Source organism: Pseudoalteromonas sp. SIMBA_162 (assembly GCF_046535955.1).
In the GTDB taxonomy this organism is placed as follows: Bacteria; Pseudomonadota; Gammaproteobacteria; order Enterobacterales; family Alteromonadaceae; genus Pseudoalteromonas; species Pseudoalteromonas marina.
On sequence record NZ_JAWJBQ010000165.1, the window covers coordinates 1 to 339 of the forward strand.

The window sequence follows — 339 nt, forward strand, 5'->3', positions numbered from 1 at the left end:
CGACTCGGCCCCAGCGTGATCGTGGTGGTGGGCTACGGCATCGCCTTCTATTTCCTGACGCTGGTACTGCGTGACCTGCCGCTGGGCGTGACCTATGCGGTGTGGTCCGGGCTCGGCATCGTGCTGGTCACCGTGTTCGGTGCGGTGGTCTATCGCGAGATGCCGGACCTGCCGGCCATCCTGGGGTTGGCGATGATCGTGGGCGGTGTCGCTGTCCTGCATCTGTTTTCCAGCGCCAGTCCTCATTAAGCTAGGGGCATCACGGCGCCTCCCGGCTGTGACATGGATGCTCACCGACGACGTCACTGGATGCCTCATGCCCCTATTTCGCACTGCACC

General features: G+C 63.7%; 1 protein-coding gene. It reads left to right on the forward strand.

What is annotated here, in order from left to right; genetic code table 11:
- Window positions 1–27: 27 nt before the first annotated feature.
- Window positions 28–249 (forward strand): DMT family transporter, encoded by a 222-nt coding sequence (locus R0J88_RS19185; RefSeq protein WP_410900759.1) that lies wholly within the window; start codon window positions 28–30, stop codon window positions 247–249.
- Window positions 250–339 lie beyond the last annotated feature (90 nt).